Origin of the sequence: Candidatus Methylacidithermus pantelleriae, assembly GCF_905250085.1 — a bacterium.
Taxonomy (GTDB): domain Bacteria; phylum Verrucomicrobiota; class Verrucomicrobiia; order Methylacidiphilales; family Methylacidiphilaceae; genus Methylacidithermus; species Methylacidithermus pantelleriae.
On record NZ_CAJNOB010000004.1, the window covers coordinates 37,548 to 61,680 of the forward strand.

Annotated in this window: 17 protein-coding genes and 1 tRNA gene; 8 read left to right on the forward strand and 10 right to left on the reverse strand. The window is 53.7% G+C overall.

Features of this window, described 5'->3' with window-relative positions; genetic code table 11:
* Positions 1-3: 3 nt before the first annotated feature.
* The 5 genes from KK925_RS02455 to gap all read right to left on the reverse strand — a co-directional run bounded on the left by KK925_RS02455 (position 4) and on the right by gap (position 5,237).
* Complete coding sequence (locus KK925_RS02455) at positions 4-1,500, reverse strand: peptide ABC transporter substrate-binding protein (protein WP_214096230.1); 1,497 nt, start codon at positions 1,498-1,500, stop codon at positions 4-6.
* A 232-nt stretch (positions 1,501-1,732) separates the two neighbouring features.
* Positions 1,733-2,089, reverse strand: a complete 357-nt coding sequence (secG, locus tag KK925_RS02460) for a preprotein translocase subunit SecG (RefSeq protein WP_174582812.1) — start codon at positions 2,087-2,089, stop codon at positions 1,733-1,735.
* A gap of 9 nt (positions 2,090-2,098) precedes the next feature.
* Positions 2,099-2,878, reverse strand: a complete 780-nt coding sequence (gene tpiA / locus KK925_RS11100) for a triose-phosphate isomerase (RefSeq protein WP_174582813.1) — start codon at positions 2,876-2,878, stop codon at positions 2,099-2,101.
* 70 nt (positions 2,879-2,948) lie between these two features.
* A complete protein-coding gene (locus KK925_RS11105; protein ID WP_174582814.1) occupies positions 2,949-4,169 on the reverse strand; it encodes a phosphoglycerate kinase in 1,221 nt (406 codons plus the stop codon).
* Positions 4,170-4,190: 21 nt separating this feature from the next.
* On the reverse strand, positions 4,191-5,237 hold the full coding sequence (gene gap / locus KK925_RS02470; RefSeq protein WP_174582815.1) for a type I glyceraldehyde-3-phosphate dehydrogenase: 1,047 nt from the start codon (positions 5,235-5,237) through the stop codon (positions 4,191-4,193).
* A gap of 217 nt (positions 5,238-5,454) precedes the next feature.
* On the opposite strand from gap, the gene KK925_RS02475 reads away from it, so the two are divergent.
* Complete coding sequence (locus KK925_RS02475) at positions 5,455-6,264, forward strand: MBL fold metallo-hydrolase (protein WP_174582816.1); 810 nt, start codon at positions 5,455-5,457, stop codon at positions 6,262-6,264.
* Positions 6,265-6,473: 209 nt separating this feature from the next.
* Positions 6,474-6,914, forward strand: coding sequence for a DUF5069 domain-containing protein (locus KK925_RS02480; protein WP_174582817.1), 441 nt, complete (start codon positions 6,474-6,476; stop codon positions 6,912-6,914).
* A gap of 894 nt (positions 6,915-7,808) precedes the next feature.
* Here the strand turns inward: KK925_RS02480 and KK925_RS02485 are convergent.
* The 3 genes from KK925_RS02485 to KK925_RS02495 all read right to left on the reverse strand — a co-directional run bounded on the left by KK925_RS02485 (position 7,809) and on the right by KK925_RS02495 (position 11,030).
* Complete coding sequence (locus tag KK925_RS02485; protein WP_174582818.1) at positions 7,809-8,084, reverse strand: hypothetical protein; 276 nt, start codon at positions 8,082-8,084, stop codon at positions 7,809-7,811.
* 542 nt (positions 8,085-8,626) lie between these two features.
* Positions 8,627-9,523, reverse strand: coding sequence for an NAD(P)-dependent oxidoreductase (locus tag KK925_RS02490; protein WP_174582819.1), 897 nt, complete (start codon positions 9,521-9,523; stop codon positions 8,627-8,629).
* A 280-nt stretch (positions 9,524-9,803) separates the two neighbouring features.
* On the reverse strand, positions 9,804-11,030 hold the full coding sequence (locus KK925_RS02495; protein ID WP_174582820.1) for an LptF/LptG family permease: 1,227 nt from the start codon (positions 11,028-11,030) through the stop codon (positions 9,804-9,806).
* Between the two features lie 465 nt (positions 11,031-11,495).
* Between KK925_RS02495 and KK925_RS02500 the strand changes: the two genes are divergently transcribed.
* The 6 genes from KK925_RS02500 to KK925_RS02525 all read left to right on the forward strand — a co-directional run bounded on the left by KK925_RS02500 (position 11,496) and on the right by KK925_RS02525 (position 18,062).
* The gene (locus KK925_RS02500) at positions 11,496-13,169 is read left to right on the forward strand and encodes a 30S ribosomal protein S1 (protein WP_174582821.1); all 1,674 of its coding nucleotides are present in this window, start codon (positions 11,496-11,498) and stop codon (positions 13,167-13,169) included.
* Positions 13,170-13,392: 223 nt separating this feature from the next.
* Positions 13,393-13,466: transfer RNA gene (locus tag KK925_RS02505), tRNA-Arg, on the forward strand.
* 262 nt (positions 13,467-13,728) lie between these two features.
* Complete coding sequence (locus tag KK925_RS02510) at positions 13,729-14,037, forward strand: hypothetical protein (RefSeq protein ID WP_174582822.1); 309 nt, start codon at positions 13,729-13,731, stop codon at positions 14,035-14,037.
* A gap of 141 nt (positions 14,038-14,178) precedes the next feature.
* Complete coding sequence (locus tag KK925_RS02515; protein WP_174582823.1) at positions 14,179-14,382, forward strand: hypothetical protein; 204 nt, start codon at positions 14,179-14,181, stop codon at positions 14,380-14,382.
* A 543-nt stretch (positions 14,383-14,925) separates the two neighbouring features.
* On the forward strand, positions 14,926-15,492 hold the full coding sequence (locus KK925_RS02520) for a hypothetical protein (protein ID WP_174582824.1): 567 nt from the start codon (positions 14,926-14,928) through the stop codon (positions 15,490-15,492).
* Positions 15,493-17,555: 2,063 nt separating this feature from the next.
* A complete protein-coding gene (locus KK925_RS02525; RefSeq protein ID WP_174582825.1) occupies positions 17,556-18,062 on the forward strand; it encodes a gamma-glutamylcyclotransferase family protein in 507 nt (168 codons plus the stop codon).
* Positions 18,063-18,927: 865 nt separating this feature from the next.
* Here KK925_RS02525 and KK925_RS02530 read toward each other — a convergent pair.
* Both KK925_RS02530 and KK925_RS02535 read right to left on the reverse strand, forming a co-directional pair.
* Positions 18,928-21,252, reverse strand: a complete 2,325-nt coding sequence (locus KK925_RS02530) for an alpha-amylase family glycosyl hydrolase (RefSeq protein ID WP_214096231.1) — start codon at positions 21,250-21,252, stop codon at positions 18,928-18,930.
* Between the two features lie 1,055 nt (positions 21,253-22,307).
* The coding region (locus KK925_RS02535; RefSeq protein ID WP_174582827.1) for an efflux RND transporter permease subunit at positions 22,308-24,133 on the reverse strand (1,826 nt) is incomplete at its 5' end.

The window sequence follows — 24,133 nt, forward strand, 5'->3', positions numbered from 1 at the left end:
TTTTTACGGATTCCGGATGCTTTTTCGAATAAAAAGGCAACGCAGGGGATGGTGATCGAGAAGATTGGGGCCGATACCACCTAGGTGGTCAGCGTGATACAGGAGAACCGCCTGGTAGAAATACAGGGGTGCTATGGGCGCTTCTTCCAAAAGGAGTTCTTCAGCTTCCCTGAGTCGCTCGAAGCGACGTTTTTGGGTGGCTTCTCGAGCTGCCTCTTGGAGCAGTGCATCATATCGACGGTTCGACCACCCCGTGTTGTTGTTTCCGCCACCAGAAAGAAAGAGGCTCAAGAAGGTATTCGGATCGAGGTAATCTCCCACCCAGCTTGAGCGTGCGATATCATACTGAAGTGAGGAAAGGGAACCTAAATAAACCTTCCACTCCTCGTTGCGAAGTTCGACGTCAATTCCGAGTACCTCTCGCCACATTGCTTGAATCTCTGTAGCAATTTGCTCGTTTTGTTGGCCCGCGTTGTACAAAATGGATAAGCGCGGAAACCCCTTTCCTCCTGGAAATCCGGCCTCGGCCAGTAGTTGCCGCGCGCGCTCTGGATTGTAGGCCAAGCCCTTGGGGGGTGTGTAGCCCGGTACTCCGGGAGGTGTCAAGGAAGGGGCGATTCTTTCACCGGCCCGCGTGATGCGAGTAACCAGTCGATTTTTATTGATGGACATGGCAAGAGCCTTTCGCACGCGAGGATCCGAAAGAGGCCACCGCGTCACGTTAAAACGATAGAAATACGTGGCAAAAAAAGGTCCCGAATGGAAGTACGGTTGGCGAGAAAGGGACTCAAGGAAAAAGGTTGGCACGAGTCCCTTGTCGAGAATAAGGTCCGCACCCGAAGTATAGAAAAGATTAAAGGCGGTGGTAGCCTGGGTCACGGCTAGTGCATCGATTCTTGAAATGTGTACTTCGTTGGCTCGCCAATAGAGTGGGTTTTTTCGGAGGCAGACGCGATCGTTGATGCGCCAGGATACGAGCGTATAGGCACCGTTTGAGACTATGTGGCGCGGCTTGGTCCAGTCGTCTTTCCAACGTTCCACCGTTGCGATGGGGACCGGATAGAAAACCGGTTGCGCACACAAATCCAAAAAGTAGGGAACCGGATGCTCCAAGCGCACGATCACTGTTCGCGCGTCCGGAGCTCGAACCCCCACGCGGGAGAAGTCTTTGAGTCTTCCTAGGCGGTAGGATCGGGCATTTTCAATGTCATCATACAGGTCTGCGTACCGAGATGCAGTTTTGGGGGATATTGCCCGTTGCCAAGAAGCAACCAATTCAGCAGCCGTCAAAGGGTGACCATCGCTCCAGCGGCAGGAGCGAAGGTGGAACGTGTACGTACGCCCGTCGGGCGAGAGCTCCCAGCTCTCGGCTACCCCGGGTACGATGCGTCCTTGGGCGTCGCGAGCGACTAAACCCTCGAAAAGAGCCTCGCACAATCGCGATTCCGGCTGGCCCGTAATGAGGTGAGGATCAAGGCTTTCGGGTTCTGGACCATTCACAAAGACAAGTTCCGGAGGAGAAGATCCCGGACAAGGGGAACAACCCAGAAGGAGAGTTCCAGCGACAATTGCGCCCCAGAGTCCTCTCCCGAGGAACGTTCTTGCTTGGCGCGCACGGCTGTCCACCACGGGGGCAGAACCTAGCGATGTTGGGCAACCCGTTGCGGTTCCCCAAAGATTCCAAAAGCTTGCGGCACTCCTTGACTCAGGGACACGTTTTTTTCTCTCTCCCTTATCGCTTCTTGTCTGCGGGCTGCGGGGAGGGTAGGCTTTTCTGGCCTTGAGTCTCGCCTGCCACAGGGGGAGGGATAGCGCGGAGGCGTTTCTGGACCGAGCTGCGGGCTAGCTCTCGTTGTCCCAAGAGAAAAGCAAGTATAATCGCCAACGTAAAAAACATCCCGGCAAGCCATGCCGTAGCCTTAATCAACACACTCGAAGTTTGGGCCCCGAAAATGGCTTCCGTCACCGAACTGCCAAAGGCGGCCCCCAAACCCTCCTGGCGGCTTCGTTGCATGAGGATGATGAACACAAGGAGCAGGCAGATGAAAAGGTAGAGGATCCAAAAGAAGCCGATCAGAAGGTTAAGCATGAGTCCATCCTAAGACGCTTTTTCTCTCGCGCAACTTTCAAAAACAATGGTCGTAAAGGAGCGTGCTTCCAGGCTAGCTCCTCCCACCAGAGCACCATCTACATTAGGCTGCAGAAAAATGTCCCGCGCGATCTCCGGGCGCACACTTCCTCCGTACTGGATTCGGGTCTTTTGGCTTGCCTCCGGGGAGACCAGCTCGGAAAGAAAACTTCGAATGAAACGATGAGCTTCCTCAATCTCGGTAGGTGAGGCGTTTTCCCCAGTGCCGATAGCCCACACCGGTTCGTAGGCGATCACGATGTCGGGTAATTCCTCGTCTGAAACCCCAGCGAGATCTTCCTGTAACTGGTGCGCGAGCACCTCTTTCCAGCGCCCAGCTTTCCGTTCTTCCCAGCTTTCGCCAATACAGAGAATGGGCCGAAGGCCCGACGCTAGGGCCGCCCGGATCTTCTCACGGATAAAGGCGTCCGTTTCGCAAAAATAACGTCTCCTTTCGGAATGACCGACGATCACGTAGTGGCAAAAAAGCTCTCGTAACATGGGGGCGCTAATTTCCCCCGTAAAAGCCCCGTAGGGAGCCGGATGCAAGTTTTGGGCACCCAAATACACGTTGGAGGCTTCACTGAGGATGCGACTGACTTCCGAAAGAGCCGTGAAGGGAGGACAGAGCACAACTTCCGCACCATTAAAATCCCGAAGCTCTGCCAGGATGCTTTGAGCCAGCACCCGAGCCTCGGCGACGGTCTTATTCATCTTCCAATTGCCTGCAATGATTTTTTTGCGATACATGGATGGTCTCCCATTCGTCTTTCCACAAGGAAATTCTTGCTATTGAGAGAAGCTTACTGGGGGTCCTATTCTAGGACGGCCGATCGGGAATGCATACAAGGCCTGGAAGTTGCTTTCCTTCGAGAAATTCCAAGGAAGCTCCTCCCCCAGTTGATACGAACGTGATGCGGTCGGCCACCCCCGCTTCCTGAAGAGCAGCCACCGAATCTCCCCCTCCTACAATGGTGACAGCGTGGTTGGCTTGAGCCAGGGCCTGTGCGATTGCCAGAGTCCCTTTTGCGCAGCTGGAAATCTCAAAAATTCCCATTGGACCGTTCCAAAAGACCGTGCGCGCAACTCCGATGACTTTTCGAAAGGCCTCCACTGTGGCAGGCCCGATATCCACGCCTTTCCACCCTTGAGGAATAGGCTCCCCGGGAAGGGTGTATCTTCCGGGTGAGGTCTCTCTTTTGGAAAAGTCAACCGTTTCTACAATGTAATGATCCTGGGGAAGTAGAAATTCCACGGATCGTTCGCGGGCTTTTCGTAAACAGTCGCTCGCAATCTCTACCTGATCGAGCTCCACCCGCGAGGAGCCCACTTCTTGCCCCTGAGCCACAAGAAACGTGTAGGCCATAGCCCCACCCACAGCCAGGACGTCCGCTTTTTCTAGCAACCGTTTTACGACTCCAATCTTATCCGATACCTTAGCTCCTCCTAGAAGAACGAGAAACGGCCTCGCCGGGTTGGATAATTCCTCGCCCAAAAACCGAAGCTCTTTTTCCATAAGTAACCCGATCCCGCGCTCCGCAATCCAGTGAGCCACACCCTCCGTCGAGGCGTGTGCACGGTGAGCGGCCGCAAAGGCATCATTGACGTAAACATCCGCAAGCCGCGCTAGTGCTCGGGAAAACTCGGGATCATTGGCCTCTTCCCCTGGGTGAAAGCGGGTATTTTCGAGTAATAAAATCTGGCCTGGTGCTAGTGAATGGGCGGCACGTTCTGCCTGAGGACCAACACAGTCCTCCACAAACTGGATCTCTTTGCCGAGAAGTTGTGCCAGCCGCGCGGCAATTGGTCGCAAACTCTCTGAAGGCTTCCGTTTTCCTTTCGGACGGCCAAGGTGACTGGCAAGAATGATCTTTGCCCCGCGGGAGATCAGGTATTCTAAAGTCGGTATCGTTTGACGAATTCGCGTGTCATCCGCTACCAGAATCTCTCCATCCCTTTCCAGAAGCGGGACATTATAATCCACCCGCACCAAAACACGCCGACCTTCCACGGGAAGATCCCGCACGGAAACTTTGCTCATAGTTGGAACAAGGACGGAACGCTACATTCCCTCGGCCATCCGAAGAGCTAAGTCCACGCACCGGTGTGCATATCCCCATTCGTTATCATACCAGGCGACTAGCTTAAAAAATCGGGAATTAAGCTCAATCCCTGAGCCGGCATCAAAGATGCTGGAACGCGTATCTCCAACAAAATCCGTGGAAACTACTTCCTCGTTCGTATACCCGAGAATTCCTTGGAGGTAGGTTTGGCTGGCGTTCTGCATTGCCTGGCAGATTTCTCGATACGAGGTTTCCCGGGAGGTCCGGACCGTCAAGTCCACCACAGAAACCGTGGGGCTTGGCACGCGAAAGGCCATCCCGGTGAGCTTCCCCGCTACCTGCGGGCACACAAGTCCAACGGCCTTTGCGGCTCCGGTGGTCGAGGGGATGATGTTGATCGCCGCGGCTCGCCCTCCCTTCCAGTCCTTACGAGAAGGCCCGTCCACAACCTTTTGGCTTGCCGTATAGCTATGGACGGTGGTCATAAGACCTTCCTCGATTCCAAATCCCTCCTTAAGAAGCACGTGTACCAAAGGCGCTAGCGCGTTGGTTGTGCAACTGGCGTTAGACACAATGACGTGGCGTTCAGGATCCAGCCGGTCGTCGTTAACACCCATCACCACGGTAAGATCTTCGCCTTTTGCGGGGGCTGTAATCAGAACCTTTTTGGCTCCAGCCTTGAGGTGACCTCTGGCCTTGTCGGCTGTGGTAAAAAGACCTGTCGATTCGATTACTAGGTCCACCTCGAGCTCTTTCCAAGGCATGGCGATCGGTCCCTCGGGCACCGTCAAGCACCGGATCCGGTGATCTCCGATGATCAGCATATCCGGCTCTGGAAGATCTGGACGAGATCGAGCACTGGAGACCGGCCAGGGAAAGCGTCCATAATTGGAATCGTATTTTAGTAGATAAGCTAGGTTGTCAGCCGGGACTACATCGTTTACCGCGACCACGTCTAGCTTCGCACCTAGAAGCTTTCGGTCGACGATCGCTCGAAGGACGAGCCGCCCAATCCGTCCAAAACCATTAATTGCCACACGAACCATTACCCAACCTCCTCATGCAAAGGTTCTTATCGGCAGGCTAATCTCCGGTAACCCCCAAAAGGGCAATGCCATCAATGTTACCGGTAACTGAAAAGGGAGTCAACCCGTTGCCGCAACTATTTGCGACGATTTTGGTCGCTTACCCAAGCTGGAAGAACTTAACGTTCCCGTATCGTTGCGATTGCTTTTCCGACAGGGTTTCGCTAATAAAAAGGACATGATACCCTTGGAAGATAGCTTTACCGATATCATTGGAAAGGCCTTGCGGGGCTTGGGGCTTTCACCGCAGGCTCTCGCCCAAAAGACCGGGGTTCCCGTCGAATCCGTAGAGCGTCTGCTTTCAGGTACCCTGGACGAAGATCTTCTCCGCAGAGTCGCCCCAACTTTAGGTCTCAACGCAACAGCACTGATTGCTTTGGCCCGCGGAGAATGGAGGCCAGCCGAGGTCGGTCCTGTGCCCGGGCTAGCCTGCCTTAACACGCGGTTCGAGGATATGACGGTTAACTCGTATCTGGTTTGGGACACCACCACCAAGGAGGCGGCGGCCTTTGACACCGGAGCCGACTGTACGGAAATGCTCGAAGCAGTGCGCGCGAACGATCTTGTGGTGCAGAAGATTTTTTTGACCCATACGCACCCCGATCACATTGCGGCGCTTGATCGCTTAAAGGCAGAAACCGGGGCTTCCGTTTATTGCCCTGCACTGGAACCGGTAGCTGGAGCGATCCCGGTCGAAGAGGGTTTTGAAACGACCATCGGGCGATTGCACGTGCGAACCTTTTTGACCAACGGGCACTCTCCAGGAGGGGTAACCTATTACATTACTGGAGGTCCTCGGAGAATTGCGATCGTGGGTGATTCGATTTTTGCGGGATCCATGGGCGGGGGGAACATCTCCTACGCGCAGGCACTGGAAAATAATCGGACCAAGATTCTGACGCTTCCGGAGGATACGATCCTTTGTCCTGGGCATGGGCCTTTGACGACGGTAGGAGAGGAAAAGCGGCATAATCCATTCTTTGCCTAGGAGAGAGGGCTTTACAGCTGCGTGTGCGGGAACCCGGGAAAGGAGCCAGGATGCGGTCAGCCAAAAGCTCCTTTTTTCGTTGTCACGCGCGCACTAGCCGGTATAATGCGCCTAGGTTCTAAGAGGGGTAACGGCTGAGGAGACCGGCCTCAGGCGTATACTCCTTTTGGGGTGGTGAAACGAAAATCGGAAAACGCGGAGGTGATCGTATGAAGTGTGTTCCATTGATCAGTTCGGGTGTCGCTGGCCCACTTGGGGTTCTGCATCTCCCGAGAATGTGGCTGAAATGTATCTTGGCGGCTAAAGGTCTTCTTGCTGATGGCTATCCCGACCTGGGTAAGGGATTTGATGCCATGACCTTAAACGCGCTTAATCTGGGCGAAGAAGAAACGCGCAACTACATCCGCACTCACTTGCCGAGCTACACCGAATTCGAAAAATGGGTGCTTGCAAAAAACGGAGGCAAGCTGGACGCAGCTGCGGTCGCCAGGCATAACCGAGCGGTGACCTATTACCTGCACGACGAAGGGACGCGAAAGTCGATCCTTGGTGCGGCTGGGCTCGCCGATGATGGAACGATCCTGGACGCGGTTAATCTCAATAACCTAGATGACTGGACCGAGTTCCATAAGTGGCTGAAGAGCCAGTAGAGTTTGTCTAGCTTTCCGTTTGTGGCGCTGGTCTCTCCGGCCAAACGGCCAGGAGAGCCAGCGCTTTTTGGGTACGGAGGATCTTTTTCTGTGGATGTTTTGCACTTGCCTAGAAGACTGTTCGAAAAGCGCAGGCGCAGGGGGATCGCCAGGGTTTCCGCAAACGACTCTTTCTGGGGGATCGCACCGGTTGGAAGCTCGTTTGCGGGTAGGGGTTAACTAACCCCAAGAAAAAAGCAGGCTCTTGAGCAAATCTCTTGGGCTTTCTTTGCGAAGGATCTCTTTCAAAAAGGCGGGTTGCGGCTTCGGGCTACTTTTTATGGCCTTGGCTCTATCCTCGAAAGTTAGGAAGGAAACAAAGCCCAACCCAACTTTGCGGGGAAGCCTTTCGCCAATGCTAGAAAGCTGGGCCAGACAGAAAGAAAAAGCGTTGACCTTGTGCTTTTCTGGCCGGATCGACTCCGACCGAACGGAGCGTCAAACGCGTAAAGAAAACGCGGTTTAGGCTCCAACAATAGCGAATCAGGACCCATGGATCGGGGCCCAAGCGGAGACACGGAAGAGCAGTGAGGACCAGCGTGGTGGAAAACCGGCTCTTCTGAGGAAAAGCTCGGGGGTAAAAGGAAGGTTGAAAGGGATGGAGCAAGCTTTCTTTTCCTCTGGGGCACAAGCGCAACCAGCTTTGGACCTCTAACCCGGCAGGCGTTCCCCCCGGCATCCTCGCCATCCAAGGCGTTTTTGTTTGAAAGTGACATTTCCCATCCCCTTAGACCAAACGGTGCTTTTCTGCACGAGCTGTGATTTGAAGCTCTTCGCAAGAAAAAAACGTGCGATCAACAGGTTCGATGTGGGAGAGATCCCGCGATTTGGCCAGACGAGTTTTAGCATCTAGCGCTAGTGGAGAAAACCGGGCGCCTCGGTTTTCTCTTTTCCTTCGCGGCGAAAGCCTTGGGTGTGGATTACGAGATGCATTTGAGGAAAGGCCGCCTCAGGATTGGCTAGCGACTGGTGCAGATTGACTTGGCCGACGGGCTCCCGGTAGTCCTGGCGCCATATTTCGGACACGTCCCATTCCGCCTCCTTAGATTTGTGGCGATGACCACAGTTGAGACACGGGCTGCGACGTTTTGCGCTCGGTGTTCCATGAGGCACTTGATGGGCCGCTTCCATAGTTTCCTTTACCCTTTGCCGCGACGAATGGAACTTTTTCCTGCACAGTCCTACCAGTTTACCCAGTCCCTTGTGCAGCGGCGCCCAAAATGCCGATGCCCAAGCCAAGTGTTAACCGGCCCAACCGGCTACGGAGGCTCCAAAACACCGGGTTGTCGAAGGTTGCCAAAGCCGTAGAGCTTTGGGTCGACTGGGGCTTTCAATCCCAGTGCGACTCCGTATATGCGTAAGCTTTTCTCTATTCTCCTGGGCTTTGGAAACGATTGCTAGATTCTTTTCCTTGAGCGGATCACGACCGCACGCCCACGCTTGCAAAGACATTTGCCAAAGCCTAAAAAAACGCGCTCTGCGAGGGCCAGCCGTTTCTCCGAGGGAGCCGAATTTACGTCAGAAAGGCTGGCGCGGTCTCTGCAGGATTCCTTCGGGGGCGAGCACCGGGAGCGCCAAGCACCCGGTGCCACTCCAGAACCAAGCTGGCCAAGCAGCACGGCCTTTTCTTGGTCGTACCAATGAGTAACGAAACAGAAGCAACCCGCGATTACCTAGGCAACCTCCAGGGCCCTTCGGCTCTTAAAGGTTAGCTCTGAAATACCCGACTTATCCAGATGGCCCAAGCCCATACGGACCATTCGATCGTACTGTTGCTTGGTGGCTTCGGCCAGTGGCAGCCGCAATCCCACCTGCCGCGCAAGTTCCAGCGCGATTCCTGAGTCCTTAGCCGCGTGTTCCGCAGAGAAAAAGCAGGCATGATCGCGGTTCTGCATGTCTTCGCCATCGGTGTACAGCACGCGGGACTCAGCTCCTGTTTCAGAGAAGACCTCGCGAACAAGGGTGAGATCCAGTCCGAGGGCCTCAGCAAGTCCTAAACCCTCAGCTAAGCCAGCCGTGTTGATATTCATTACCATATTGACCAGTGCTTTAAGTTTTGCGGCCTGGCCAGCTGGTCCGATATAGCGGACTTTTCGTCCTAAGGCCTCTAAGATGGGTTTGGCACGTTCAAAGGCCTCGGGTTTGCCACCGACCATGAGGTAAAGGGTCCCTTGACGAGCTTGAGTGACACTAGCGGCCATACAAGCCTCTATACTTTGGGCTTTGGCCTTTTCGCAGAGTTGCTCGATTTCAACGTGGATATGGGGGCTAACGGTAGCGCAGTTAATAAAAAGTTTCCCTTCGGCTGCCATAAGCAGATTGTCGCTGGGATTTTCATAGATGCTTTTCTGCGCCTTGTCATCGGTGACTACTGTGATGACGACATCCGAAAGCCGGCTCACCTCGGCTAGTGTCGGAGCTGCGACGCATCCGAGCTCTTTGGCAAGCTCCTCCGCGGCTTCTCGGCGAACATCGTAAACAGCGGAGATGGTAAATTGTTTATCATGGAGACGGCGGGCCATGTTGGCTCCCATCCGTCCAACACCGACAAATCCAATCTTCTCGCTCATGGTTCTCTACTCGCTTTCTAGGTTGGTTAGCTTGATTTTTTGTTTTTGATCTCTTCCTGATCGGGGGTGCTCCCTCAAACAAGCTGCCGTACGAAAAAAACGGCTAGCCGCCACCCCTTGAGCCCTAGTACCGCTTGTAATCAAGTAGAGTCCAAGCGTCAAGCGGTTAGTGTGTCCTGTCTGAGCGTAACGCCAGCGTTCGAACTACTGGTGAGGTTGGAGGCAGAAGGAACCAACATCCGATTGGCTTGCCTCGCTCAAAGAATCAGACCGCAGGCATCTATTCCAACGAAGAATCTTTGCGTTCCCCGTATGGGAAGAGCGTGCGCAGGAAGAGCAAAAAATGAGCCCAGCGGGCGAGCAGAATACTGCGAACTCGAGCGACACTAGTCTCCATGTCTTGGGGAAGTCTCGGCCACAACGGACGGCAACAAAGATATCCGCCGATCAGTCCAAACAAAAGGAGCGGAACGGTTACCGAAAGTCCGGGGGAAATCCGACCTGCCTTGCCTAGAAGAGCACACAGAGAGGAAAAGAGTTCAAAGGCGGCAAAAAGAGTCAGGGAAAGACCTACTCCAGACAGCGTTCCCTCTTTCTTTGTGGCGTCACAGTCAGCAAGCACAAAGCTTAGAAGAACCAAGACCGAGAGAGGCCCCAGCCAGTAGGAGTACCATTGAACCCAATAGGGCGCTAGGATGTCTGAATGGCTCTGACCCGCTTTCCTCTCCTTGTCAAGGAGGCGAGAAAGCTCACCGATCCCCATTTCCTTCGGTTTTTTCTCAAAAAGGATCATTTGGGCTGGGGAAGTAGTCCAGGAATCAAGGAGGATCGTTGGCAGAAAGTAGCCTCGGACAAATTCGCCATCGTTTCCGAACTCGAGAACCTGGACCCCATAAAAGGTCCAATGGCGATCTTGCCACAATGCTTCCTGGGCAATGAGCTTTCGCTTTTCCCTGGCCTCCGCATCGCGCTCCAGCACCTCGACTCCTTGAGCTTTCCCATGCCGCACATCAAGTTCTTGAAAGTACCACAGTCGCCCACCGTCAGGTTCGGGGTAGACAAAACCCCGCAGGACACGGGTACGACTGCTTGTACCACGGAGTTCTGCAACAATGCGTTCGCGCTTGGATTGCGCTCGGCTCATCATGGTCAGCTCAATCCCGAGGAGTGCGACCACGCTCAAAAATCCCAGGGTGAAAAAAGGGAGATAAACAAAAAGGGGCGAAACCCCACAGGCCTGGAGAACAAGAAGCTCATTTCTTCTATGCAGCTGGAGTACTACGTAGAGAGCCGCAAAGAACAGGGCCACAGGCGCCGTGGTGACCAGGGTGGGCGGGAGATAGGCCAGGTAGTACATCGCGATGACTCCTGGGCTTGCCTTGTGGTCTAGGAAATCGTCCAATGAGCTGAAAAGGTCTGCAATCACCACTACTAGGACAAAAGCGGCGACGCAAACCGCGCTACTTGCTAACAGGAAACGGAAGAGATACCGACCGAGGATGGGCATGCTAGATCCAAGGGAAGCTCCGGGGTGAGGTCTCTACCGTGCCAAGGGCTTCCCCTCACCCGAAAAGACTTCTTTTGGAGAGGTTCCATGGCTAACAAGTCTTACGCATCCACGCTGGCGCCCCACCGTCGGTTATCGCACAAGCGAGCCAGCGCTTTGGCCAAGATGCTGGGCAAAGTCCTTTTTTAGCCGAGGTATCGGTAGGATGACAAGGACTAATCCGTTGTGCAAGGATGTCATAGGAATAGGGTTCTTCAGTTGGGGGGGTAGTCGTCTGCAACAAAAGCCGCTTGTCGGACAGGCAGGGTGGGCTTAAAGTAGCTACCGCATACGAGAAAACGGGACCGGAACAGTGCCTGGGCCCGGCGACTTGCTTGTCTTGGCATTCCGCCAGCAAGGGGGTAGTGTTGTAGGGGTCCGGCGGGTAAAGACCCAACTTTGGTTAAGGAGGTTTAAACGAGACGTATGGCTGAGTGGTTTTTAAGGGACCTACCGAACTTTAAGGAGGGCACGATCGTGAAAGGTCGTGTCATTGAGAAGCGTCCCCACGAGGTGGTCATCGACATTGGCTACAAGTCGGAGGGAAGCGTGCCCATAACAGAATTTGAGGATCCGGAGGCAATTCAGGTGGGGGACGAGGTTGAGGTTCTCCTTGAGCAGTTGGAGGACGAGCACGGCATGGTTGTGCTCTCTCGCCAGAAGGCGGCTCAAAAACAAAATTGGGAGAAAGTTGTCCAGGCCTACCGCGAGGGTCTTCCGGTTACGGGAAGAGTGAGGCAGCTCGTTAAGGGGGGGCTCATGGTGGATATCGGCGTGGACGCATTTCTCCCGGCGTCGCAGGTCGATGTTGTGGCACCGAGAAATTTGAAGGATCTGGAAGGCACGGTGATTACTTGTAAAATTGTTAAACTAAACGAAGAAAGAAAAAATGTCGTTCTGTCTCGGCGCGAGATCGTGGAAGCCGAACGAGCGGAGAAGCGCGCCCGCTTCCTTGCCAGCGTCCAGAAAGGAGACCTGGTTCGAGGGGTCGTCAAAAATATTACCGATTTCGGAGCGTTTATTGAACTGGATGGAATTGACGGGCTTCTCCATATCACCGACATGAGCTGGGGAAGGATTAGTCACCCCTCCGAGCTTCTCAAAATTGGCCAGGAAGTTGAGGTCGTCGTTCTCGAGATTGATCGGGAAAAGGAGCGGGTTTCCCTGGGGCTTAAGCAAAAAGCTGAAAATCCCTGGGAACGGATTACCGAGAAGTATCCCCCCGGGACCGTGGTGAAAGGCAAAGTGACCACGCTACTGCCATATGGCGCTTTCGTAGAGCTGGAGCCGGGAGTAGAAGGGCTACTCCATGTTTCGGAGCTATCGTGGACCAAACGAATCAGTAAGCCCTCAGAAGTTCTTTCCGTCGGCCAAGAGGTAGAAGCAAAGGTTCTTGATGCAAACAAGGAGGAACAAAAGATCTCTTTGAGTCTTCGTGCGTTAGAGCCAAATCCATGGGAAAGGATCGCGGAGCGGTTTCCCATTGGCAGTGTGGTTAACGCAAAGGTGCGAAGTTTTACCGCCTATGGAGCCTATGTGGACCTTGCGGAGGAGATTGAAGGTTTTATCCATGTGAACGACCTCGATTGGACACGAAAGATCAATCATCCTTCCGAAGTTCTTAAAAAGGGTGAGGAAGTCCAGGCCAAGGTTCTCGACATCGACAAGGCGAATCAACGAATCCTTCTCGGCATTAAACAGCTTTCTGAAGATCCCTGGAAGACGATCGAATCGCGCTACCAGGTCGGGGATGTTGTTACGGGAAAGGTGACCAAGGTGGCTAGCTTTGGGGCATTCGTGCAGCTGGACGATGGGATTGACGGGTTGGTCCACATCTCGCAGATCAGTAACGAGAAGGTCACGAAGGTAAAAGACGTGCTCAAAGTCGGACAGGAAGTAAAGGCTAGGATCATTAAGATTGACAAGGAGGAGCGTAGAATTGGACTTTCGATTAAAGCGCTTGATTACTCTCCCGAACAGCTGGAAAAAGAAAGGGTGGAGCTAGTTCGATCGGGGGAAGAGTTAACCTCGATGGAGGAAGCCTTTAGTCGGCTCGAAGAGGATTATCGTCCTGGCCAGTCGAAAAAGAAGGCCACGTAAGGTTTCTTGTCCCGTGGGAGATCCGTGGGATGGTCGGCTAGCGTTTTCTTGAAAGACTTACTTGTGGGAACACTTTGAGTCTTTCTTTGTCAGGGTGTCTCCTCGGTAGGCGATCCAGTCCGGCCCCAGGCAGAGGCGTCGCCGTAGCTATCAGTCTTAGATTCTGCTTCTGGCTTTTCATCGATTGAGTCTACCCGTACAGTTTTCTTGTGCGGTCTTAGGCGGTCCCGTAGCTCAGATGGATAGAGCAGCGCTTTCCTAAAGCGCGGGTCGGGAGTTCGAATCTCCCCGGGACCACTAGAGAAAAAAGACCTAAATTCCTAGAGCACAAAGAGTTCACTCTCCCCCCTAACGACGTCCAATAAATTACGGTCAATGTGTAAACAAGCGGCTAAGGACGCCTGGATCGTGGCGACAATGGGCAAAGAGAATCGAGGGATTAGATGGGGAATAAGCTCCGTTTATGTCCTCTTTTGCGTGGAGAGGACGGGCTGCAAGTAAAAATCTTGCCTTTGCCAGAAGGATTGAGTATTACGCCAGGGGCAAAAAGGAGATTGGCATGGAAAAAGCAAGAGTCCTTGCGCCTATGGTTGCTTTGGCCCTGGGAATCATTACAGGTAAGCTATCCGCCGATACGATGCTTTTCGATTTCGGGGACATGATCCTTGGGGACTCCAATGGCGATGCCGTGATGCTCTTCCGATGGGAAGATGGGAGTATTTCAGGATCTGTAGGGGATCAATGGGTTGATGTTGAGCGAATACCAAGTTGGGGCGAGAGATATGGAAACCAAGGACCGGTTTTACCGCTCCCTTACTCCGATTGCGAGGAGAATGCGTTCGACGCTTTGGATGACGAAGGAGAGTAGAGAGTAATGCGGGAGAAGGTAGACGACAAGAATGTTTCTAGCGATGTATGGATTGTCGCGAGAACCGGAATGAAGAGACCGACATGAAAACGAACCCGACGTGGGTCGCTTGCGCCATTGTACTCTGTGTGCTAGGGGGGAATGCCCACGCGATCTTGGGGACATCAGCACAAGTCCAAAGGCGGAACTGACGGTGTCCGGAAGGTGACTTCCGGGGTGATCGAAAGCCCATTGGCGAAGTTGACAAGTTCTGGCTGCCAGATGAGCCACCAGTGGGGTTTTCTCAAATGCCGCGCCTATCTCAATGCAGAATTCTCCCAAGTCTGGCTTCGGAAAATAGGCTAAGCATGGGGCCTTTTCGTCACCAGGTTGAGGTGGCTGAATTGTCTCGCCACGAGGGAGAACCAAAGGCTAAGGCGGATTGGTTTGTGGCGGATTTTTTATGGAAGTAGGCCGTCAAGGACCAAGTGTGGCTGGAGAGCTATGCGCTTTTTCCGGGTTGGGGCTGTCAAACCCGTAGGAAGAATGGAGCAAAAACTGAAGGAACCGTTCCGCGTGTGAAGGAAAAACTCAATGATTTTTCCTGAAGTTCTAAGATCAATAGTAGGATGCAAAAGATACGCGCCCCTTTGTTCGGACAAAAGCCAGAGCGGAGTTCTGCCAGATCCGTGCAAGAGGGTTGCTGGATGACTGTTGGAACTTAGAGAGACCGAAAGCGAACGTGAATTTCCAGCTAGCAAACGTCTTGTTCGCATGCGGGGCGGGGAGAAGCTTTGACTCGGCTTGAGGATCTTCTAGCGTTTTGGGGTATTGAAGGGGACTGAGATTGACGGCCCAAAAATGGGCTCGAGTTAGGTTGGAAACGATCATGTAACCGGAGGGGCTCAAATGGGTTCTCTTAGGCACTGGTTTGTCCTTGCTGGAGCTACAATCTGGATAGGAACCCAGGGGAATTTCTTACCTGCAGCTACCAAGGACTTTAAGGGGAAGCCTCTTGCTCCCGTGCATGCCTCAGGCATTGGGGAGGGAGGATTATCCTCTGAATCGGTTCTACCGGGTGAAAGACGCTATCTTCTCCCAGAAACGCAACGTAGAGGGGGCAACCTAAAGCGTATTTGGATTCCTTTGACTGCAAGTCCCACCGGCGTGACTTTTCAGACTCCAAAGGGTACCTACCGGGTTGAGGCACAAGGAATGCTTGCTCCCTCTTGGAGGCGACTCTACGCCTACGCCGGCAGGAGGGCTCTCTGGATTGAGGTTGAAAACTCCAGATCCAGCACCGAACTAGAGGTGCTAGAGGCTCTGTTGAACGGTGCTCTCCTGCAAAAGGCCCAGTTGGATCGCGAGGCGCAGGCGCATCCGGATGGGTGGGAAATGAGCCAACGATGTCAAGCCGTCCGCTGGATGGTGAAAACCCTTTGGGATCTTTACGACCAAAAGAAAGGGAAGCGATGATAGAGGGTCTTATTTTAGGCTAAAAAATGGCGACTTTTTATGGAGAGTCCGTAGAAAAAGAGGGAAAACCTTCGAGAAGGCAGTAGTCCCCGTTTCGAGCAAGGGTGAACTTTGGGACGGGAGATGTTGCTCATCGGGTCACTTCCCGATCGTTTACGAGCGGCTTCCAAACGGAACTTGGGTTGAAAAGGGAGAAGCGAGCGAGATGTATCATTGTCCTGGCTTTAAAGGGGGTACTGGAAGAGGGGAAGAATCGATTGTGAGGCGAAGCTAGGGAACCGGTTGTGAGTTTTCACTAACAGGCGGGGAGCTGCCCTTATGTCCCATCTGGGGCTCCCAAAAGCTAAACCACATGGAGAGACGGACGGCTCTTCATGGCAGCCTGTCAGAGTGAACTTGAGTGCATCGGCCCAACCGCCAAGGTGTTTGCTACGAGGCGGCTTGGTGAATGTGGAAGGAGGGGCGTTTGGCTGTTCCCGCAGAGTAGTCGTTGACGGGTACGGTGATCGTGCACGCGGGGAGGGCAGAAGCCCGATGAGGCAGCTCTCTACGCGCGGGTGTGCAAGCGCCGATCAAAAAGCGGATTGAGACAGGCAGTTAGCTTGGCTTCTCCGACCTCGCTCTCAAAGTAAACCGTTGCGGATCGTCAAGGCCGTCAAGGGGTCAGCTCCGGGAGGAACGGCCGCCGTAAAGGGCTCATTGGGCAGCTCTGTGATCCGAAGGTTGGCGTCATCCCCCTCGAGTAGTGCGACCAGCTGATGCGTTTCGGTTTCGAGTGTCTGGAAGCGGTATGTATGGGCCGGGCAGAGTCGATCTAGCCTGTTGGTGGATCGAATTGAGAGGACCGACCGTATCGTGGGCGATCTCTATGAGGTCACGGTTTGCCTGTGTGGCAGGCTTTACCGGAAAGAGATCCGCGCAGAACCGCGCTACTAAGAAGGGGCGCGAAGCGATCGCATGAGCAAGGCCCCATTTTGGCATACGAGGCGCGTTTGAGGCTGACACCGGAACAGGTTTGCTATCTCGATGCCTATGCGGTGCTCTATGGACGGGGGAGCGGAGTTTTTTCTGCCCGATGTGGGCCGGTGTTTCGCTCAACGAGGGCACTAGATCCTTCCTGCCGCGGTTTGGCTTGACCGCCCGAAAGTTCCATGCCCTCCGGGCCGTGCTCGAAGGAAAGATCGCTTCGATGGGCGAACGGCAGCCCCGGCTGATTGCCGAAGCTACGGAGCGGGATCCGGAAAAGCGGAAAACTTCATCGTGCGTTATCGAAATGATGAATCGTGAAAAAACGGCACGATAGCGTCCTGTGGGCAACCGGTACAGTATCCCTGATGTCGTGTCCAAAGTGCAGCGAAGCAGGGCTGACCGCGCTTGTTGGCCAGTGGCTCGTCGAAATGGTCCAATCCATCGGCCATGTGCGCAATAGGACAGTTGAGCCTCGGGCAGAGATGCCTGACGGGGTGCATGTGTCGATCTGCGGCAAACCGTCTGCTGCCGCCCGTTGGATTGTGTGGCTTTCTAAGGGCGGTCGGCGAAGTTCTTCCGTTTCTATAGCTAGAAGAGGGGGACTGATCGCCGTCGTCAACTTGGGTCCAGGCACTACCAATCCCACATGTTCACGGCGCAGAGATGCATCGAGAAAGCTAATCGAAACCCGTACAAATTCTTTTGCGTGTTTTGTGGCCATCGTAAACGCTCGGATGTCGACACCGCTTTCCTTCTTTTGGTGGGGAATCGGACTGCTTCAGCGACTTGTTTGTCCCTTAGCCCCGAAGTCTCGGGACCCGGCAACCGCCAGTAGAGGGGGGACAAGCTTGCGGCTTTCAGATACCGGTTCATGACCCATTTATGGCAGAAAAAAACGGCCTTCCTCTTGGACGCCGGTGATAAGAAAGCCAGATTAGCTTGTTGCATGGTGATGATTCTTGGAGATTGTAGGAAAAGTTATTTTTTTTAAAAGAAGAGAGTTTTCTCGCAAGCTTGAGGGCCTTTTTTTCTAAAAGTGTAACAAAGGTCCCTAACCAAGAGTTCTTGGTAAACGGGTAGGAATCGTTGGTGGGATGAGCATCCAACTGTGCTACTGGTACTTTGCTTACGGCGCCAACATGGACGCCCAGGGGTTAGCCCGGAGGGTCGGCTGCAACGTGCTCGAGGGGAAGCGAGCCTGTTTGGAGGGATATCGACTCGTTTTCAATCAGCGGGGAGGATATGCAAGTGTTGTTCCTCATCCCAGCGATAAAGTATGGGGGGTGCTTTACCGGCTCACAGAAACCGAGCTTTCGAGGCTCGATCAATATGAAGGAGTACCCGAATGCTATGGGAGGCAGAAGGTTTGGGTAACCACCGAAAATGGGGAGAGAGTGCGCGCCTACGTGTATATCGGGAAAGAGAACCTCGAAAATGTTTGGCCCAAGCAGACATACCTGAGCGAGCTGCTTCGAGGTGCAAGGCAACACCAACTGCCACAAGAGTATATCCAGTTTCTAGAGGGAGTCGCTGCGTTGAGAGAGCAGCAGGTGAAAGGAGGGAGCACTCGAACCGCTCCCAAAAAGGAGCAAACCCCGTAAATCAGGAAAGAGTCGCTTGCCGACCTCCCCGCCCCTGGGATCTTTAAAAAGCTCGCTGTTCCAGCTTGTCGATTTTGCATTTTTCATTTGAAAAGCGCGTCAGGGGTGACTGAGTTGTAAGGGGCTACCTTTCGCTTAGATTGGCGTGTTTGGAATAGCCTCGGGTCCGCTTCTCCGAAGCCTGGGAGGAACGGGCAAGAGAGGACCGGAAAGCAATTGGCTTGGTCGGGTTTGATCACAGAACATTGGGTATGGAAAGCTATGGTTTGAAGCTCGTGGAAGAAAAATGCGCTGCACCTTCGTCGAGCGGCGAACCTCCCTCCTTTCGTTGGATTGTCGCCGTGCTTATCGCTCTTTGGGATCCTATGAAGACAATGAAGCGTGAGTAGCAGGACGATGCGCACCGTGCCGACCTGGTACGGCACTGCCTAGGGTATTGCCCGAAGCGCTGCAACCCAGGGGTGAAGGAATCCATGACGCAACGGCTCCCGGAAACGGTTCCAGTGCATAGCTGGTGAGCACAGTTGGACGGTCAAGCCCGTTGGAGTGATATCCCGGCCATGTCCATGTGCTGGTACGCGCCAATCCTGAGGTTTTCGGCCATGAGATGGCGCGGTTCTTGAAGCGCGGTTGGGCCCCCCGGCACATGTAACGAAAGTCCCCCCTTGCGAGAACTGTCGAGCCTTTGCATACGATCCCACCTTTCTTCAACCACTGGTAAGGCCGTCGCCGAGGCGACCCAAACGTGATCGAAGGTCCAAGGGGACGACGGGAGTATCCTGCGTAGGGTTGTAGGGCCCAAACTCGCCAGTAGGGCCGAAAAAAGAAAAAAAGTTTTTCTCCTTTGCTGTGGCAACCGCGGAATTTATCCCTCGCTCCTTTGAAGAACAACAAATCCGCAGGCAGGGAGAAGAAGGGTCATTTCACCCCCGGCGGAGGACAGGAGGGTCTTCCCATTGGCGACGTTGTGGCCCCCGTAGGCGGCGGCATCGCTATTAAAAATTTCCCGCCACGAACCCGAGGAGAGACGAGGGGAACTTACCCGGTAACCGTGCGTGTAGGGAGAGTTGGCAAGGGATCCCACCACCAAAAGTTCCGTGGATTCGATCCATCTGCGGAATGCCAGCACTCGATCCACGTTGTGCGTGTAAAAAACTTCAATTTGTCCCCGGCGTACAACTTCATGAGAGCGTCGCAGATGGATTAAGTCCCGGTAAAACGTAAATAGACCCGCGCCTTCACCTGATCTTTTTCCAATCAGATCTTCCCGGTGGGGCAATACTTGTCCATAAAGAAAAGGCTCTTTCGCGCCGACTTCCTCCCCAAAGAGGAAAAGGGGGATTCCGGCCGAAAGAATGGAGATACCTGCGACCCAACGAGCCCTTGCTTCAGCATACCACCGTGCCGTTGGGTTGGTGAGATACTCGGCTCCGCCGGCTGCGGTAACTAACGTGCGAGCGGTACCGGGATCATTGCCAGCCTCGTCATGGTTTTTGTGGTACACCACGGTTCGAGATGAGGTAGAGGAAAGGATCGAGCCAAACTGTTGAAGGTTTAAGGGTCCATCGCCCCCTTGACCTGCAACCCAAAGCAAGCGAGCTACCTCAGGACCGCGGGGTGCGTCACCCACCAAAGAGTGGTAAAACTCCGCGTACCACGCTGCGTCGAAACCCAACCCGGCCGGTCCCTCTCGATCCGTCACCGCCGCCCAGCCAGAATGATCTTCGGCAATCAACAAAAGGTTCGGCCGGACCGTCCGAAGGGTCCGAGTCAATTCCCGCAGAAAGCGACAGCCGAACAAATTAGCCCGGGGGACCGGAGTGTTATGGGCTACATTGTCCCTATGGATTGCATTGGTTAAGTCGACGCGAAAGCCATCCACATGAAATTCTTCTACCAAAACTAGCGCGCTACTGAGGAACATGTGCCGAACCATCTCTTCGCAGTAGCGCGGAGCATATCCACTTGAGCCATTGTCGAGATAGCCGAGCCCCGGTTCGTACCAGTAGTAAAGATTATGTTCGTCTCGTTCAGAATCGTACTTCCATTCTGCGCGCTCGGCATCAGGAAGATAGTGGTTAAAGACGACGTCGAAAAGGACAACCATTCCGCGTCGGTGACAGGCCCGAACAAATTGCTTAAACTGGTCGCGCCCTTGGCTCCCGTATTCGAGCGCAAAGTAGTGACTGGTCGAGTAACCCCAGTTTTCTGGGCCGTCACCAAACTCGCACAAGGGAAGAAGTTCTACGGCGTTGACTCCAAGCTCGCTTAGATGATCTAAGAATTGAATCGCATCCTCAAAAGTGCCTGCACCCTCCCGGCCAAACCCCAAAGCTCCTAGATGGACTTCGTAAATGATCAGGTCTTCGATTCTTGAGGGAAGGGGGAATTCCGTAGAAAACTCCTCCATCCAAAAAGCTTCTTCGGGCACAAACGTCTCTTGGGGTTCCGGCCAGAGGCAAGTGGGATGGCTAGGATCGATGACTGACTCGGGATCCACCACGAGCGAAGCGCTCACACTTCCCTCAAGCGCTTCCACCGGCCCCTGGTATTTGCGCCCTCTGGGGTTGAGGTAGCCTTCTCCTATTTGGCTTCTGCTATAAAGATCCGTTCGATAAACGAGGCTCCCATCTTCTCGAAGAATGCGGAACAAATACGCCCTGGCTCGCCACCTTTCGTAGCTATCATCTCGATACGACCATACTCCTTTTGGATCTCGGGTCATTGGGATTGCCTCTTCTTCCATTCCCTCCCCTTGATCTCCAACATATCCCCCACATACTCGTTCCCATACCGAAGGATGAGCAAAAAGGTTTTTTTCAGGGTTCGTCCAGTCCCATACCTTCGCTCGTACGAGCTCTACTCGCTGGGCAAAGGGCGCCCAAACGGAAAACTCGATCTTTCGCTGGTCGGACTCAGAGGAGGGGCGTCTTGCATTAGCTCCCAACCATCGAGCCAGACAAAAACGGTAAACTTCGCGGGTCGGCCTGCCTTCAAAAACCAAACACCGATAAAGGTGATTCCAATCGTCCCAGCTACTTGGTTCACCAGCTTCGAGGGTTACCAGAGGCCCCAGCGACCCAGCTGGTCCATACCCCAAAACGCTCCAGTAAAGCTTTTGGCCAGCTCGTTGCTCATCCAGCTGTACCGTCGCTTCAAAATAAGGACAACCATCCTCCCCGAGACCCATTTCCATGGGAATAAAAGGGAGTGCAAGAAGGTCTTGCGGTCTCTCCCACGAGAGCACTAGCTGCACGGAATGAAAAAGAGGGGTTTTAAGGCCAACAGAGAATTGAAAGGTGGCAGGGATCAAATCCATGCTATGGGAAGGCGAGTGTACAAAAAATGAGCCCAAGCGCTAGCGTGCTGTCATGTGAAGTTTCGATCATCTTCTTTTCAGAGAGTCTAGCTCTCGGTTGAGACGAAGGAAAAGGGCTTTTTTAGAAATCGTTGGGGCGGAGGCGGGGACTGTGGGTTTGAAAAGCCACCAAGGGATTTCGGCATTCCGTGATGTGTCTAGCGTTTTTTAAGTTTTTTGGTTTTTACGTATTGTTCCGTGTAGGCTCTATCGGCTTAGGTGCCGTCGCCAAAAGGTTCTTTAAAGAGCTGTCCCCGTCCATGCCCAAAGAGATCGAAGAGCAGCCCGGAAAAACGGTAAGCGGGGTTTTGGGAGAAAAAGACACGCTGCTGGCCATGAGGGGGGTGTATCAAGACTCTCCTTTGACTTCCTTGCCAGCATTTCTCCTGGTCTTGTCTTGGCACTGATCCTTGCCGAAAATGGGCTCGCAGCGATCCCCGTGCCTTGATCGACTCAAGCAAAAACCGGCGTGCCAGGATCTCGGTGAAGTATATGCACCACTCGTTGCCACTGAACCCTTTTTTTAAGAGTTGGCCAAGGAACAAGATGGTTTTCTGTCTCCTAACCCTGTTTTGCCACCCACCGTGGCGGCACCATCTCGACCCTCGGTGGCCAATGGCTCTCAAGCTCGAGTGGTTCCTGAGAGGCTTGCTTTTGGCGGCTTGGGAGCTCCCGCCCGGCTCGTGGAACGGTGCGAAAGCACAAAGGACTGGGTAGCTTTCCGGATTTGCTGCGATCATTTCCGCCGTTTTTTCCTTGCACGCTTGCGCTCGGCTACCTGATCGACCCGCACGCTTGCTCACGCTGGTTTGGGCCCAAAAAAATGGTGAGCCCTCTTTGATTCTTTCGAGAAGACCTTCTCCACTGGTCTTCGCTGTGTCTCCATTTTACGAGGTGTGTGATCCCCGCGCACGGTAAACCCAAGAAATAAGTACAGGCTGTACCAAAAGGGTTAGCACCGTCGTCGAAATCATTCCTCCAACGATGACGAGAGCTAGAGGGCGCTGGGCTTGAGAACCCACGGCATGCGAAAGGGCTGCCGGCAAAAGCCCAAAAGAGGCCAGAAGAGCGGTCATAAGAACCGGCCGAAACCGCATACAGGAGCCATCCAAAATTGCTGTGAGAATGTCCTGGTCTCCTTGGGCCATAAGCTTCCGAATATAGGAGGTGAGAATAACCGCATCCTGGGTAGCAATCCCAAACAGCGAAAGAAATCCAATTCCGGCAGAGATCGAAAAGACTTCGCCTGCCAATTCGAGTGCAGCAATGCCGCCGATCACTGAAAAGGGAACGTTTGCCAAGACGATAGCTGCATCTTTTGCGCTACCAAAGGTGCTATAGAGAAGGAAAAAAATGGCCAGCAGGGTGAGGGGGATAATAACGGCTAGCTTCCGATGGGCTTCCCGCATCTGTTGAAACTCTCCGTGCCATTCGATGGAGTAGCCCTGCGGCAAAGACACTTCTCTTCCAACGCGTGTTTGAGCCTCTGCGATGGTTGTGCCGAGATCCCGGCCACGGACTCCGAACTTAATGGCAATGTACCGGCGACCAGACTCTCGGTAAATGAAAAAGGGCCCATTTTCCAGTCGAACCTCCGCAACCATCGACAGGGGAATTCGATGTCCGTCGGGTGTGTCTACCAGAAGATTCTGGATCTGCTCAACGGTGTTACGAAATCCTTCCGGAAAGCGAATGACCAGATCAAAGGTTCTCTCCCCTTCGATGATTTGGGTCACCGGTGTGCCCGCTAGTGCGTAAAGCACGACATTCTCTATGTCGGAAACATTTAAACCAAAGCGCGCACTTTTGATCCGGTCTACGGTTACATTCAGTATTGGCTGGCCAAGCTCGCGCAACACCCCGAGATCCGTGATCCCGCGGACGCCTTGCAAAATGGCTTTAATTTGGCTAGCCAGTGAATCCAAACGTTCAAGTTCGGTTCCGAAAATTTTTATGGAGTTTTCTCCCTTGACCCCTGAAAGGGCTTCTGCGACATTGTCCTGGATATATTGCGAAAAGTTATAACTAATCCCTGGAATTGTTGCAAAATAATCTTCAAACCGTCGAATGATATCCTTCTTTCTTACACCTTTTGGCCATTCCTTTGGGTGCTTAAAGTAAACGCCATACTCCTGATTAAAGACTCCCGTTGGGTCGGTACCGTCGTCTGGCCGGCCGATCTGGACGGAAACAGCCCGGACCTCAGGCTGCTTATAGAGGAACATGCGTATCTTGTGAGCCACTTCTTTCGAGTAGGCTAGGTCGACGTTGCTCGGCAACGTGATCCGAATCCATAGGTTGTTTTCATCTAGGGTAGGAAGGAAGCTTGTCCCCAAAGTGAAGGCGGTAGCAACTGCGAAAAGGAAGAGAATCCAAGCTGTGAGCATGACGGCCTTGGGACGGGCGAGCAACCATGCAAGGCAGGGGCGATAATAGCGCCTGATAAAAAAAGGGACGAACGGTGGTGTATGGGGCCGGAACCCCTCTCGAAAGACAAAGGAGGCAGCTGCAGGGACCAGAGTGAGGGAAAGGACGATGGAACCCAAAAGCGCAAACGCCATTGTATCGGCCATTGGAAGAAAGATCTTGCCCTCTACACCTCCCCATAGCAGAAGCGGAGAGTAGGCCACCATGCTGATGAGAGTCGAGAAAACCATCGCTCGCTGCACCTCCCCTACCGCAGTGGAAATGGTGTCGTAATCATACGAGCGTT